A 14,472-nucleotide genomic window follows, 5' to 3' on the forward strand; every position below is an offset into this window, starting at 1 on the left:
AGTAAAAAAATGTCAAAAGTAAAATTAGGAATTAACGGTTTTGGAAGAATTGGAAGAATTGTTTTCAGAGAAACTTTCAACAGAGATAACGTAGAAGTAGTAGCGATCAATGATTTATTAGACGTAGATCACTTGGCTTACTTATTAAAATATGATTCAGTTCACGGTCGTTTCAATGGAACTGTAGAAGTAAAAGAAGGAAAATTATATGTAAACGGAAGAAATATCCGTATCACGGCAGAAAGAAATCCGGCTGACTTAAAATGGAACGAAGTTGATGTTGACGTAGTTGCAGAATGTACAGGTATTTTCACAACTATCGAAACGGCAAACGAACACATCAAAGGTGGTGCTAAAAAAGTGATCATTTCTGCTCCATCTGCAGACGCTCCAATGTTTGTAATGGGAGTAAACCATACAGAAGCTAAAGCTACAGATTTAGTAGTTTCAAACGCATCTTGTACCACAAACTGCTTGGCGCCATTGGCAAAAGTAATTCACGATAACTTTGAAATCGTTGAAGGTTTGATGACAACAGTTCACGCAACAACTTCAACTCAAATGACTGCTGACGGACCTTCAAGAAAAGACTGGAGAGGCGGACGTGCAGCAGCAATCAACATTATTCCATCTTCAACAGGTGCTGCAAAAGCAGTTGGAAAAGTAATTCCTGCCTTGAATGGAAAATTAACAGGAATGTCTTTCCGTGTTCCAACGGCTGACGTTTCTGTAGTAGATTTAACAGTAAAAGTTGCCAAAGAAACTTCTTACGAAGAAATTATGGCAGTACTTAAAAAGTCTTCAGAAAACGAATTAAAAGGAATCTTAGGATACACTGAAGACGCTGTTGTTTCTCAAGACTTTATCTCAGACAAAAGAACTTCAATCGTTGATGCAACCGCAGGAATTGGTTTAAATTCAAACTTCTTCAAAATTGTATCTTGGTATGATAACGAATACGGATATTCAAGCAAATTGATTGATTTATCTGTACATATTGCACAATTGTAATTTATAATAATTTGTCCCGTCATTAACCTGTGGCGGGACTTTTTTATTTGAAGCCAAACACAAAGATTTTTTTAAGCCATATTCCCGCTTTCCGTTACAATCTTTTATTTTTTTAAAGAAAAAAAATAAAAGGATTTTCACTGCAATCGGGGCTAGAATACAATCTTTCGGCGTTTTTTAAACCATTTTCGCCAATAGAAATCAAACAAACTAACAAAAAAACTAATATAGTTTTTTAGATTTGAGATAAAAATCTCAAGTCTAAATCCTAAATCAAAAATCCAAATGAAACTATTAGTAGACAGTGGTTCCACAAAAGCAGATTGGATTGCATTAGACGATAATGGCAATAAACTGTTTACCACACAATCTTTAGGATTAAATCCTGAAGTTTTAGATAAAAAAGAAGTACTTGACCGCCTGGAAGACCGCTTTGATATTTATCAAAATAGAAAAGCAGTAACACATCTTTTTTTCTACGGAGCGGGTTGTGGCACAGACAGAATGAAAAACTTTTTGGCAGACATCTTCAAAGAATTTTTTCCAAATGCGGAAATCGTTGTAAAAGAAGATACGTATGCGGCAGCTTATGCAACCAATCCAAATAATGAAAAATCAATCATTTCAATCCTTGGAACAGGTTCAAACTGCAGTTATTTTGACGGAGAAGAATTACACCAAAAAATCCAATCTCTTGGATACATGGCGATGGATGATTGTTCAGGAAACCGTTTCGGACGTTCATTAATTCGTGCGTACCACTTCGGAAAAATGCCAAAACACTTGGCCGAAGAATTTGAAAAAGAATACGATCTTGATCCAGATGTTATCAAGCATCATTTATACAAAGAACCAAATCCAAACGCATATTTGGCCACTTTCGCCAAGTTTTTGATCAAACATAAGGATGATGTTTTCATCAATGTATTTGTGAAGAAAGCAATGCAAAAATTCGTGGATAATTACATCACCCAGTTTGAAAATTGTCGCGAAATTCCGGTACATTTTGTGGGTTCAATTGCATTTTACTTAAAAGAAGAACTAAAAATTGTCCTTGAACAAAACGGACTAATCTTAGGAAACGTTTTACGTCGTCCAATTGATGGTTTGATTGAATATCACAGAGTAAATTAATACTTTGTAAAAAATAAAAAACCTGCTTTATCGCAGGTTTTTTTACGCTTCATTTTTAGAAAATCCGACATAAAAAAAAGGCTTTATCACCATTGACAAAGCCTTTTTTATTTTATTGAAATCTGTTTATTTCATTGCAATCATAGAAATCTCAACGTTTACATTTTTTGGCAAACCTGCAACTTGAACCGTTTCTCTCGCTGGTGCCGTTTTTTCGTCAAAATAGCTTCCATAAACGGTGTTTATTTTCGCAAAGTTGTTCATGTCCATGATGAAGATTGAAGTCTTGATTACGTTTTCAAACGTCATTCCGGCTTCTTCAAGAACTGCTTTCATATTTTCCATTACTTGTTTGGTTTCAGTTTCGATATCGTCTAAAACCAATTCTCCCGTTTCCGGATGTAAAGCAATTTGACCAGAAGTAAAAAGTGTGTTTCCAAAAGCAACCGCTTGATTATATGGGCCAATTGGAGCAGGAGCTTTTTCTGTAAAAATTATTTTTTTCATAACTAAATTTATTAACGTAAAGTTCTGTTTGGTTGGTTTCTCTTGTCCCATTTGATGTCGCTCAACACAGAAGACTTGATTCCAATAAAGAATCCCCAAGACGTATAATTTCCAATAGGAACCCAGTTGAAATCCATTCTCCAGCTCAACAAATCTCTTTCAAAACGAAGCTGCGTAAAAGTAACACCGTCTTGCACAAAATCATAACCTGTTGACACACCCACTTTCCATCTTGGCGTCAAATCAATATTACCCGAAACCATCAATGAATTACTCGTTATTGCGCTTTGTCGTTGCTCATTTCCATAAGTAAGCGAGTAGGCAAGGCGAACATCCCACGGAATCACAGCATTATAAAAACTTGAATTTTCTTCAGCTTTCTCAATATCGTCATCGTTAAATTGGCTCGTTCGGTTGTCTCCAAGATCTCTTGCTGTACCAAACAAATCATCATCACGACCACCGTTTCTTAAACTTTGATTTTTTAATGGATCAGATTGGTCTTTTTTGTTCGCGCCGTCAGTACTCGAAAACGAATAGTTGATGGTAACGTTTGCACTTGTCATTCTAAACAAGCTTCCGCCGTTATCGATATTCCATTTTTCAATTGTTCTGTTTGCATTATCTAAAGCATACGGATTCAGAGTAGCGGCAAAATTGATGTTCATCTTGTCTTTGAACAAAACGGTTCCGGCAGAAACTCGAATCGGCGCTAGTTTTAACGAATCGGCGTTTAAATTATACGACGTAGAAAAGTTCAAGCTGTTTAAAAGCATCACCTTTTTTGCTTCTGTTTTGGTACTATCTCGATCGGTAACTTTTGCCTCAAACGTATTGTTCAACGAGAATCCTACAGTGTTCGACATATTTTTTCCAGGAGCTCCATATATTCCGTTTTCAAAACGTGAATAATCTTTTAACATCGTCCCGCTTCCGTCAGGATCGTATGTGTCATAATATTTTTCGAAACTTGGACGATACGAATAAGATACAGCGGGTTTAATCAAATGTCTGATTGCTTGAATCCTTTTATCTTCTCCAAAATTAAAAGTTCCATAGATTGTCGTACCAACAGAACTCGAAAAGCTATAAGTTCTATAAGCGTCAAAACCATTATTAATAATTGTATCTAATTTGCTTTCAGCGTAGTTATATCGTTTTTCGAGTGTTTTTAAAGCCCAAACTTCCTCATAATTCATCCCGGTACTTACACTAAAATATTTGAAAACCTTAAAGTTTGTGCTTAATGGAATGCTGTGCTGAAAACCAATTTTCGCATCTCTAAACATCTGAGGTTTAAAGAATAACGAGTCGTTTGTAGTAATTTGGTTTTGGGCATTAATATTATATTGTAAGTTTAAATTTTTGATAAATCCTTTTTTCGGCTCATCTTCAGAAGCAAATAAATAAATTCTATCAACACTTGCCTGAAAAGTAGGAAGTGTCATGTTTATAGTTTCTGTTCCTGTATTTTGAGAATGTGTCGCAGTAATCGACATATTTACCTGCGGGACAGTATTAAAAGTTTTTGAATAAGAAACCGATGAACTTAAAGTGTTATTTAAAGCCGAACCAATATTTGATTGATTCATGGTTTGCTGATAATATTTACTGCTTCCTAAGTTGACAGAGGCAGAAAATCTTGAATTCGGACTCGATTTTGCATCTTGAGAATGCGACCATTGAATATTATATTGAGAAGATTTTGCATAATCTGGAAAACCTCTTTCGCTTTGAATTTGATTTTCAAAACGAACATTTACGTTACCTCTATATTTGTATCGTGCACCATAACTAGACTCAAAACGCATGGCATAACTTCCATTTGTGTAATAATCTCCAACGATTGCCAAATCATAATTATCAGACAAAGCCAAGTAAAGTCCACCGTTTTGCAATGAAAATCCTTGTCGGTTTGAATCATTTGGCGAAGGCAAAATTAATCCAGAAGTCGATTTATTTGACATCGGAAAAAACGCAAACGGCACACCAAGAGGTACTGGAACGTCTGCGATTACCAAATTTGTCAGACCAACAACCACTTTTTTTCCTGGAACAAATTTCAGCTTTCTTACGTAAAAATAATATTCAGGATTGTCAATATCTTTTGACGTTGTCAATTTGGCTTTCGCCATATAATAAACAGAATCGTTTATCTTTTTGGTTGTTTCGGCGATAATATTCATCTCGCCCTGTTTGGTTCTTGAATTCCAAACTAAAGCCTTTTTTGTCTTGGTGTTAAACCGAATAGAATCGGGTTCTATTACATTGCTACCTTGTTTAAATACAGGTCTTTGTGAGTAGTTACCTAAAGAATCTTTGAAACGTCCTGCATAGACTTCATTCTTAGAATAATCCATTACAATCACTCCCGCTTTTAGCTCAAAATCTTGGTAATAAAGCTCGGCTTGGTTGTAAAGTGTCAAAAGTTTTTTCTTCTGATCCATCTTTTCATAATCAACTGCTTTTCGCTTTACAATTCCTTCTAAAAGATTTTTTTTAGGCTTTAGCGAATCAATTTTTGTAGAATCTTTTGGAATTAAAATATCAGCAACATTTACAGTCTGAAAAGCCGTGTCTGAAGGCTTAGTTGGCTGTTTTTCAACAGGTACTGTGATAGTTCTGTTTCTTCCTTCTTGAGAATAAAGTGTCGCACTTCCCAATGTTAGGAAAATTGCTGATAAAACGATATGAAATAAGTTTGTACGCAAAGGTTTAAATACTATTTTTGTAAAAATATGGCTCACTTTTTGACGTGCCAAACTTACATATATTTTTCATCAAAAATAAGGAAATAACAAAATTATAACCATAGGAATTTTATTAAAATAAACTTTAACAAAATATGGACATTCACAAGAAATTTAAACAATCATTCGCTTTATTCGCCTGTTTCATCTCAGTTTCTGCTTTTAGCCAATCGGGCGATAATTTTAAAGTTGCTCTTGATGCGGGTCACGGCGCGAAAGATTATGGCGCTATTAAAAATAATTTTGTTGAGAAGAATATTTCTCTTGCAGTGGCTTTAAAAGTGGGGAAATTACTTGACAAACAGCCAAAAGTTGATGTGGTTTACACTAGAAATACTGACGTTTTCATAGAATTGGTAGAACGTGCCAATATTGCAAACCACGCAAAAGCAGATTTGTTTGTTTCAATTCACTGTAATTCAAACGACAATTCTGAAGCTTCTGGAACAGAAACTTATGTGATGGGTTTGACCAAATTAAAATCAAATCTTCAAGTTGCAAAAAGCGAGAATGAGGTAATCACATTAGAGTCTGATTATAAATTAAAATATGCGGGTTATGACCCAAAATCTCCTGAATCTTTAATTGGGATTACTTTGATTCAAGAGGAAAATTTGAACCAAAGTATGGCGGTTGCAAGTGTGGTTCAAGATAAATTTAAAACGCAATTAGAAAGAAAAAGCCGTGGTGTTAAACAAGCACCTTTCATGGTTTTGCACAAAACGGCGATGCCAGCGGTTTTGATTGAAATGGGTTTTATTTCTAATAAAAATGAAGGCGCTTATTTGAATTCAGACGAAGGTCAAAACGAAATTGCAAAAGCGATTGCCGATGCGATTATGAATTATAAGAAAGAATACTTTGGAGGAACTTCAATCGAAAATAGAATCGATAAAGAAGAATTAAAAGTAGAGAAACCAAGAGAAGTTGTGGTTCCTGTAAAACCAGATACTTCAAAAACGGTTGCGACAAAAACTCCAGAAACTAAAAAGCCAGAAGTTAAAAAGCCAGAAGTTAAAACCGAAACAAAACCAGAAGCCGACTCAAAAGGAGTAACTTTTAAAGTTCAGATTTCTGCAAGCGGTACAAAATTAGATTTAACGCCAAGCAACTTTAAAGGTTTGAACGGAGTTAGTGTAGTTTCTGAAGGAAATCTTTATAAATATATGTATGGATCATCTGATAATTACGACACCGCAAAACAGCAATTAGCGGAAGCAAAAGCAAAAGGTTTTACAACGGCCTACTTAATTGCATTTAAAAACGGTAAAAAAATCACTTTGCAGGAAGCATTAAAATAATTTTATGAAATCCTTTTGATTTTATTACTTAAATTTGTTTAAAAACACCAAGCTTTGAAAATATCTAGAGAAATTAAAACCGCGATTCTTGTCATCTCATCAATTTTGTTATTCATCTGGGGATACAGTTTCTTAAAAGGCAGAGACCTTTTTAACGATTACAAAACATTTTATGCTGTTTATGACGAAGTCGAAGGCCTTGCACCATCGGCTCCGGTAACTATCAACGGTCTCGCTGTTGGAAAAGTAACAAGCATCACGCTTCATAATGACGGAAAATTATTGGTAGAAATTCAAGTTAAAACTGATTTTCCAATTTCAAAATCTACTGTCGCTACCATTTATGAGCCAGGATTATTAGCAGGAAAAAGCATCGCGCTTATTCCAGATTTTAAAAACCCTGTTGAAGCAGAAGATGGACAGCAACTTTCTACGAATGTAAAACCGGGAATGCTTTCAAATATTGGTGACAGATTGTCTCCACTTCAAACAAAAGTGGAAAAAACTGTGGTTACAGCTGATAGTTTATTAATGGCTTTGAACAATGTTTTTGATAGAAATACACAAGATAATCTTAGAAAATCAATCGCAGAATTGTCTGTAACGATGAAAGAGTTTAGCGCTGCTGCAAAAGGAGTGAACGGATTGATTGCAGATAACAGAACTAAATTAGACGGAACTTTCACAAACTTAGACAACGCAACCGCCAATTTTTCTAAACTTTCTGATTCATTGAACAACGCTAATATTGGTGCCGCAATGAAAAAGTTAGACAAAGCTTTGACAAACGTTGACAAAATTGTAAACGACGTTCAATCTGGAAAAGGTTCTTTAGGGAAATTGCTTAAAGACGACGGAATGTATGATAATTTAGAAGGGGCTTCTTTAGAAATGAAACAACTTGTCCAAGATTTGAAAGAAAACCCAAAACGTTACGTGCATTTTTCTGTTTTCGGTAAAAAACCAAAACCTTACGTAGCTCCAAAAGAGGACGAAAAGGTAAAAGATACTATTAAATAAAACGGCCTGATGAGCTACATAGACAATATATTGTTTGCCATATTACTTGGTTTAGGTTTCGGATATTTTGCTTTAAACGTAAAAAAACTAATCCGCAATATTAAGTTAGGTCGAGATGTGAATCGTTCTGACAATCCAAAAGAGCGTTGGGCAAATATGGCGATGATCGCGCTTGGCCAATCAAAAATGGTCAAACGTCCCGTTGCCGGAATTTTGCATATTATTGTTTATGTTGGTTTTGTTATAATCAACATTGAACTTCTTGAAATCATCATCGACGGCCTTTTCGGAACGCATCGTGTTTTCGCTTTTATGGGCGGATTTTATGATGTTTTGATTGCTTCGTTTGAGATTTTAGCTTTCTTAGTTTTGGTAGCTGTTCTGGTTTTCTTAGGAAGAAGAAATATCATCAAGTTGAAGCGATTCATTCACAGTGATTTGAAAGGATGGCCAAAAAGCGATGCCAATTACATTCTTTATTTTGAAGTTACCTTGATGCTACTTTTCTTGTTCTTAAACGGATCAGATTTAGCATTACAATTAAAAGGAGCGGAGCATTACACAAAAGCTGGAGCGTTTCCAATCAGTCAGTTTATTGCTCCGATGTTCGAATCGATGTCGGTTGGAACTTTGATAGTTTTCGAAAGAGTTTTCTGGTGGTTGCACATCGCAGGAATTTTGGTTTTCATGAATTACATTTATTTCTCTAAACATTTGCATATTCTTTTGGCTTTCCCAAATACTTATTTTGCAGATTTAAATCCAAAAGGGAAATTTGACAATCTTCAATCGGTTACAAACGAAGTAAAATTGATGATGGATCCCAATGCTGATCCTTTTGCAGCGCCAGCGCCTGATGCAGATGCAACTCCAACGAAATTTGGCGCCAGCGACGTTCAAGATTTAAATTGGGTGCAGTTGATGAACGCTTACACGTGTACGGAATGCGGTCGTTGCACATCGGCTTGCCCGGCAAACATCACGGGCAAGAAATTGTCTCCTCGAAAAATCATGATGGATACGCGTGATAGAGCGGAAGAAGTCGGAAAAAATATTGATGCAAACAATGGCGTTTTTGTCCCAGACAATAAGATGCTTTTGAACGATTATATTACGCCAGAAGAACTTTGGGCGTGCACAAGTTGTAATGCGTGCGTTGAAGAATGTCCAGTAAATATTAGTCCGTTATCAATTATTATGGATATGCGTCGTTTCTTGGTTATGGAACAAAGCGCGGCACCAATGTCGTTAAATGCAATGATGACCAACGTTGAAAATAACGGAGCACCTTGGCAATATAGCCAGCAAGATCGTCTGAATTGGAAAAACGAAAATTAATTTCATTTCTTGCGATTAAAACTTACCCCTCAACACACTAAATTTTAGAATACAATGAAAACAGAAGACATCGACAAAAACTTACTGGCCGTTTCAGAAAACGGAGAAGCAATCAGTCCGATACTTCCAGAAGGAATCAAGAATTATCTTATCGACATTGACGGAACTATCTGTGATGATATTCCAAATGAAGAGCCTGAAAGAATGCTTACCGCAGAATTATATCCAGATGCATTAGCAACATTAAACCGTTGGTATGACGAAGGGCACATTATATTTTTCTTTACTTCGAGAACGGAAGCGCACCGCGATGTGACAGAACAATGGTTAAAATTACACGGTTTCAAATACCACGGAATGGTAATGGGAAAACCGCGTGGAGGAAACTACCATTGGATTGATAATCACTTGGTTAAAGCAACACGTTATAGAGGAAAATTCACTGATTTGGTTGACAAAGAAGTGACCATCCAAGTTTTTGACGACGGAAAACACGAGTAGTATTCAACGTTTAATCGGTTAAGTGTTTAACCGATTAAACATTTTTACGATTAACCGATTATACTAAAAAAGATGTCAGAAGTTTTATCTGTGCCAACAATGGCCGAAATGTTAGCCGAAGGAAAACAACCAGAAGTTTTGTTCTGGGTGGGTTGTGCCGGAAGCTTTGATGATAGAGCAAAAAAAATCACCAAAGCTTTTGTTAAAATTTTGAACAGAGCTGAAGTTTCTTTTGCGGTTCTTGGAACGGAAGAAAGCTGTACGGGCGACCCTGCAAAACGCGCTGGAAACGAATTTCTCTTTCAGATGCAGGCGATGATGAACATCGAGGTTTTGAACGCTTATGAAGCAAAAAAAATCGTTACGGCTTGTCCGCATTGTTTTAATACGCTTAAAAATGAGTATCCAGAATTAGGAGGAAATTATGAAGTGGTTCACCACACGCAATTTTTGAAATCACTTTTAGACGAAGGAAGATTAACCATTGAAGGCGGTCAGTTTAAAGGAAAACGCATCACTTTTCACGATCCTTGTTATTTGGGCAGAGCCAATAAAATCTACGAAGCTCCAAGAGATTTGATTGAAAAATTAGATGTGGAATTGGTAGAAATGAAACGTTCAAAAGCCAACGGATTGTGTTGTGGAGCTGGTGGCGCACAGATGTTTAAAGACGCAGAGCCAGGAAATAAAGAAGTCAATGTTGAAAGAACAGAAGACGCTTTAGAAACCGCTCCAGATATTATTGCCGCAGGTTGTCCTTTCTGCAACACGATGCTTACTGACGGTGTCAAAAATAAAGAAAAAGAAGCGCAAGTTAAAGTGATGGATATTGCAGAACTTATTGCAAACGCAAAAGATTTATAATAAATTAATCTATGAAAAAATCACTACTCGCTTTTTTATTTTCATTATATTTTGTAAACGCAAACAGCCAAGATATTTTAGATATTGTTGGCAATGAAGTATGCAGTTGCGCAGCTTCAAAGGTCGACGAATTAAAAGCACAAGAGTCTTCTAAAGTTCAATTAGAACTTGGTTTTTGTATTGTTGCCAGTTATTCGGCCCACAAAGAGGCAGTGATCCAAAAGTATGGCGATGTGCTTCAATCTGACACTTCGATGAAACAACTAGGTATGGATGTAGGCTTAAAAATGGCGTCAATTTGTCCAGACGTGTTATTAAAACTTGCTGAAAGTGGGTTTGGCTCAGAGGATGAACAAGAACAGGAAGCGCTCACACTTGAAGGCAAGATTGTTGAAATCAAGCCAGAACAATTTTTGACTGTTACAGTAAAAGATAATTCCGGAAGGTCGCATTCAATGATGGTGCTCACTTTTTTTAAAGATTCTAATCTGTTGACAGATATGATTTTAAAGAAAAATGATAAAGTTTCCGTTGATTACTGGGAACAAGAATTCTATGATACAAAAGCCAAGGATTTTAGATATTACAAAGTGATCCAAGGCATTAAAAAAATATAAAATTATGTACATTCCTTTTGAAAATTTACCAGACGAATCAAAAATCTGGATTTACCAATCAAATAGAAAATTTTCAGATGAAGAAATGGCTGAAATCGAAACTGATTTAAAAGCTTTTGTAGAAAATTGGGCCGCACACGGAACCAGTCTTGAAGCTTCTTACCAATTAAAATACAATCGTTTCATTATTTTGTCCGTAAACCAAGAAGTTCAAAATGCAACCGGTTGTTCAATAGATAGTTCTGTGCAATTTATCCAAGATTTGGAGAAAAAATACGCAGTAGATTTATTAGATAAAATGAATGTGACTTTCAAACTTGGGGAGCACATTGCCCACAAACCGTTGATTGAATTTAAGAAAATGGCAAAAGAAAAAGCCGTTTCCGGAAATACTATTGTCTTTAATAATCTCGTTAATACTGTTGGCGAATGGCACGAATATTGGGAAGTTCCTGCAAATGAAAGCTGGCATAGCCGTTTTTTCTAAAAAACAAATTTTACTTTTTAATGAGATATTTTATTATTAGCCTACTGTTTTTCAGTCAGATTGCTCTTGCACAATCTAGCGTTCCTGATTCAAATTTTATAAAAATAGATAGAACTAAGGAAATTGCTTGGGTGGACAGCATCTATAATAAAATGACGATGGAAGAAAAAATCGGACAGCTTTTTATGGTTGCCGCTTATTCTAACAAAGATTCTGCGCACGTAAATTCCATCGATAGACTTATTGAAAGAAATCATATCGGTGGTGTCATCTTTTTTCAAGGTGGCCCGATGCGTCAGGCAAAATTGACAAATCGTTACCAAAAAAAATCAAAAGTTCCGCTTTTTGTCGGAATTGATGCCGAATGGGGATTAGGAATGCGCCTTGATTCTGTCATAAAATATCCGTGGAACATGACTCTTGGCGCCATCCAAGATATGAAATTGATTGAAAAAGTGGGCGAGCAGTACGGAAAACAAAGCCGAAGAGTTGGCGTTCATTTCAACTTCGCTCCGGTTTTGGACATCAATACCAATCCAAAAAATCCAATTATCGGAAACCGTTCTTTCGGAGAAGACAAATTTAATGTGACCGAAAGAGCTTCCGCATTGATGAAAGGAATTCAAAAACAAGGCGTTTTCGCAACTGGAAAGCATTTTCCGGGTCACGGCGACACTTCAACAGATTCGCATCACACACTTCCGACGGTAAATTTCTCTAAAGAAAGAATCGAGCAGGTGGAATTTTATCCTTACCGAAGACTTTTCAAGGAAGGTTTGGCGAGCGTAATGGTGGCGCATTTGAACGTTCCAAGTTTAGAACCTCGTGAAAATTACCCTTCTTCGCTTTCTTATAACGTAGTTACAAATATTCTTCAAACAGACCTTCATTTCAACGGATTGATCTTCACGGATGCCTTGAATATGAAAGGTGCCAGCAATTTTAAATCACCCGGAGATATTGATTTGGAAGCTTTTTTAGCAGGAAACGACATTCTTCTTTTTGCAGAAAATGTGCCTTTAGCTTTAGAGAAAATTTGTGTGGCAATTCAAGATACGGTGATTCCAGAATCGCGTTTGGAAAAATCAGTTAAAAAGATTTTGAAATACAAATATTTGGCAGGTTTAAACCAATACAAACCAATCGATATTCCGTTTTTGTATGACGATATTAATAGTTTGGAGGCTGAAGATTTGCAATATGAATTGTATGAAAATGCACTTACGGTATTAAAAAATGACCAAGAAATCCTTCCTATAAAAGATATTGAGAACGAGAAGATTGCTTATTTAAAATTAGGCGATGACTCAAATAGTTCTTTCGTAGGAACTTTGAAACAATATACAGAAGTCACCGAAGTTTCAAATGATAGTTTGCCCAAATTGATTGAAGATTTAAAAGCATACACAACCGTAATTATCGGTTATCACAAAGCAGACGGCGCTTGGAAAAAACACGATTTTACGGTGGATGAAATTGTAAAAATCCAAGAAATTTCTAAGAACAATAAAGTAATTCTTGACGTTTTTACAAAACCATATTCGTTAATTCCGATCAATAGTTTTAGTGACATTGAAGGTTTGGTCGTTTCATATCAAAACAGTGATGTAGCGCAAAGTGTTTCGGCACAAATGATTTTTGGAGCTGTGGAAGCAAAGGGAAAACTTCCCGTTTCAATCGGAACCGCATTTAAAACAAACGACGGACTCAGAACCAAAAAACTCAACCGTCTTGGATTTACATCAGCAGGAAATGTGGGTATGAATGCAAAGGTTTTGGATAGAATTGACTTGATTGCAAAAAATGCAATTCAAAGAAATATGGCGCCTGGAATGCAAGTTTTGGTAGCAAGAAAAGGAAAAGTAATTTTCCAAAAATCATACGGTTCTCACGATTATACAAATACGGTAAAAGTTAAAAATACAGATATTTATGACGTTGCGTCGTTGACAAAAATGGTTTCGACTTTGCCAGACGTGATGCAATTGTATGACCAAAAGAAAGTGACTTTAGAAACAAAATTAGGAACAATGCTTCCGATTTTTGAAAATACAGACAAAAAGAACATCACTTTCAAAGAACTTTTATCGCATTATGCAAGGCTTCAAGCTTGGATTCCGTTTTACCAATCCACGCTTGACGAACAAAAAGTTCCGAGTGAAAAATATTATAGAAAAACAATGATGCCTGATTTTACATCGCAGGTTTCAGAAAATCTTTTCTTGAGAAATGATTACGAAGACACAATTATCAAGAAAATCGCTGGTAGCAAGTTGCTTCCAAAAAAAGAATACAAATACAGCGATTTCACGTTTATCATCTTAAAAGAATATGTGGAAAGAATGACTGCTAAAAAATTAGACGTCGTTTCTGAGCAAAATTTCTACAAAAAATTAGGCGCAAACAGCACCACTTACAATCCGTTGAGAAAATTTGACATGAGCATAATTCCGCCAACAGAAGAAGATAAATATTGGCGATATTCCACAATTCAAGGATACGTTCACGATATGGCTGCGGCAATGCAAGACGGAGTAGGCGGTCACGCCGGAATTTTTTCCAACTCAATTGACCTTGCCAAAATCATGCAAATGTACTTGAACAAAGGAAATTATGGTGGCGTAACTTACTTTTCGCCAGCCACTTTCGACGCGTTCAACACCGCATATTTTGCCAAAGAAGGCAATAGAAGAGCGCTCGGTTTTGACAAGCCACAAGCTCCGGGAACCGCCGGTCCGGTTTATTCTGGCGTTTCAAAATCCAGTTTTGGGCATACCGGTTTCACGGGCACGATCGCTTGGGCCGACCCAGAAAAAGACTTGATTTATATCTTCTTGTCAAACAGAACTTACCCAGATTCAAACGCGCCAAACACGCTTTCTAAAGAAAATGTTCGCGAGAATATTCAGAAAGTAATTTATGATGCCATCGAAAAATAATTT

Annotated in this window: 12 protein-coding genes; 10 read left to right on the plus strand and 2 right to left on the minus strand. The window is 36.2% G+C overall.

All coding sequences use genetic code 11. From position 1 onward, the window contains the following. The first annotated feature begins 9 nt into the window (after positions 1–9). Positions 10–1,011, plus strand: coding sequence for a type I glyceraldehyde-3-phosphate dehydrogenase (gene gap / locus ACFPVY_RS04780; RefSeq protein WP_379790658.1), 1,002 nt, complete (start codon positions 10–12; stop codon positions 1,009–1,011). 285 nt (positions 1,012–1,296) lie between these two features. After that, positions 1,297–2,145 carry a BadF/BadG/BcrA/BcrD ATPase family protein gene (locus ACFPVY_RS04785; protein ID WP_379790660.1) on the plus strand — a complete coding sequence of 283 codons (849 nt, stop codon included), beginning with the start codon at positions 1,297–1,299 and terminating at the stop codon, positions 2,143–2,145. 126 nt (positions 2,146–2,271) lie between these two features. On the opposite strand, the gene ACFPVY_RS04790 is transcribed toward ACFPVY_RS04785, so the two are convergent. Beyond that, a complete protein-coding gene (locus ACFPVY_RS04790) occupies positions 2,272–2,652 on the minus strand; it encodes a RidA family protein (protein WP_379790662.1) in 381 nt (126 codons plus the stop codon). Positions 2,653–2,663: 11 nt separating this feature from the next. Beyond that, positions 2,664–5,414, minus strand: coding sequence for a putative LPS assembly protein LptD (locus ACFPVY_RS04795; protein ID WP_379790664.1), 2,751 nt, complete (start codon positions 5,412–5,414; stop codon positions 2,664–2,666). 83 nt (positions 5,415–5,497) lie between these two features. On the opposite strand from ACFPVY_RS04795, the gene ACFPVY_RS04800 reads away from it, so the two are divergent. The 8 genes from ACFPVY_RS04800 (at position 5,498) to ACFPVY_RS04835 (ending at position 14,469) form a co-directional block, all read left to right on the plus strand. Beyond that, positions 5,498–6,703: an N-acetylmuramoyl-L-alanine amidase gene (locus ACFPVY_RS04800; RefSeq protein ID WP_379790666.1), complete on the plus strand. Its 1,206-nt coding sequence runs from the start codon at positions 5,498–5,500 to the stop codon at positions 6,701–6,703. Between the two features lie 54 nt (positions 6,704–6,757). Further along, positions 6,758–7,723: an MlaD family protein gene (locus tag ACFPVY_RS04805; protein ID WP_379790668.1), complete on the plus strand. Its 966-nt coding sequence runs from the start codon at positions 6,758–6,760 to the stop codon at positions 7,721–7,723. 9 nt (positions 7,724–7,732) lie between these two features. Beyond that, complete coding sequence (locus ACFPVY_RS04810; RefSeq protein WP_379790670.1) at positions 7,733–9,061, plus strand: 4Fe-4S dicluster domain-containing protein; 1,329 nt, start codon at positions 7,733–7,735, stop codon at positions 9,059–9,061. 54 nt (positions 9,062–9,115) lie between these two features. Then, the gene (locus tag ACFPVY_RS04815) at positions 9,116–9,562 is read left to right on the plus strand and encodes an LNS2 domain-containing protein (RefSeq protein ID WP_379790672.1); all 447 of its coding nucleotides are present in this window, start codon (positions 9,116–9,118) and stop codon (positions 9,560–9,562) included. Between the two features lie 72 nt (positions 9,563–9,634). After that, a complete protein-coding gene (locus ACFPVY_RS04820) occupies positions 9,635–10,426 on the plus strand; it encodes a (Fe-S)-binding protein (RefSeq protein WP_379790674.1) in 792 nt (263 codons plus the stop codon). 11 nt (positions 10,427–10,437) lie between these two features. After that, entirely contained in the window at positions 10,438–11,043 is a 606-nt protein-coding gene (locus tag ACFPVY_RS04825; RefSeq protein ID WP_379790676.1) for a hypothetical protein, read from the plus strand. A 4-nt stretch (positions 11,044–11,047) separates the two neighbouring features. Continuing rightward, positions 11,048–11,530 carry an ABC transporter ATPase gene (locus ACFPVY_RS04830; RefSeq protein ID WP_379790678.1) on the plus strand — a complete coding sequence of 161 codons (483 nt, stop codon included), beginning with the start codon at positions 11,048–11,050 and terminating at the stop codon, positions 11,528–11,530. A 20-nt stretch (positions 11,531–11,550) separates the two neighbouring features. Continuing rightward, positions 11,551–14,469, plus strand: coding sequence for a glycoside hydrolase family 3 N-terminal domain-containing protein (locus tag ACFPVY_RS04835; RefSeq protein ID WP_379790680.1), 2,919 nt, complete (start codon positions 11,551–11,553; stop codon positions 14,467–14,469). The last annotated feature ends 3 nt before the right edge of the window (positions 14,470–14,472 follow it).

Origin of the sequence: Flavobacterium qiangtangense, assembly GCF_042658345.1 — a bacterium.
Lineage (GTDB): Bacteria > Bacteroidota > Bacteroidia > Flavobacteriales > Flavobacteriaceae > Flavobacterium > Flavobacterium qiangtangense.